At 55.0% G+C, this 684-nt stretch carries 2 rRNA genes; both read right to left on the bottom strand.

The features are described 5' to 3' along the window. Positions 1-187: 187 nt before the first annotated feature. Positions 188-302, bottom strand: a 5S ribosomal RNA gene (gene rrf, locus BTW08_RS18260). Positions 303-498: 196 nt separating this feature from the next. Continuing rightward, positions 499-684 (bottom strand): 23S ribosomal RNA (locus BTW08_RS18255); the annotation flags it as partial.

Here is a 684-nt window from a genome sequence, read left to right as displayed (position 1 = left end):
ATCTATTGAAAGACCGATATAAAAAAACCCCAGCCTATTGGCTGGGGTTTCGGATAGATGCCTGACGATGATTGGGGCGGCCATCCGTGGGCCGGCACTCCGGGACTCTCCATGGGGAGACCCCTAAACGCATGGGGAGACCCCTAAATAAGAGAACCCCGACCAATGGCCGGGGTTCGGAATAGATGCCTGACGATGACCTACTCTCGCATGGGGAGACCCCACACTACCATCGGCGCTAAGCGGTTTCACTACTGAGTTCGGCATGGATCAGGTGGTTCCCGCTCGCTATGGTCGTCAGGCAAAACTGACGTCGGAATGATGGGCCTTCACGGCTTACCCAACCCTCATTCCAACCGATTCGGATCATGCTGACTGAGCGACGTCTCATTGCCTGCCCGCTCTACGAGGCAGCGCGTATCCTGCGTTGTCGGTGATTGTTCACCGATCCGACTTTGCGCTTACTTCAGCAAAGTCTTGCAAACCCCTTGGGGTTATATGGTCAAGCCTCACGGGGTATTAGTACACGTTAGCTCAACGCCTTGCAGCGCTTCCACACCGTGCCTATCAACCAGCTAGTCTTGCTGGACCCTTTAGGAGACTCTAGGTCTCGGGGAGATCTCATCTTGAAGGAGGCTTCCCGCTTAGATGCTTTCAGCGGTTATCCCTTCCGCACATAGCTAC

Source organism: Salinicola sp. MH3R3-1 (genome assembly GCF_001937155.1).
In the GTDB taxonomy this organism is placed as follows: Bacteria; Pseudomonadota; Gammaproteobacteria; order Pseudomonadales; family Halomonadaceae; genus Salinicola; species Salinicola halophyticus.
Note: the sequence above shows the minus strand (reverse complement) of the source record. Positions and strands in the feature narration are given on the sequence as shown.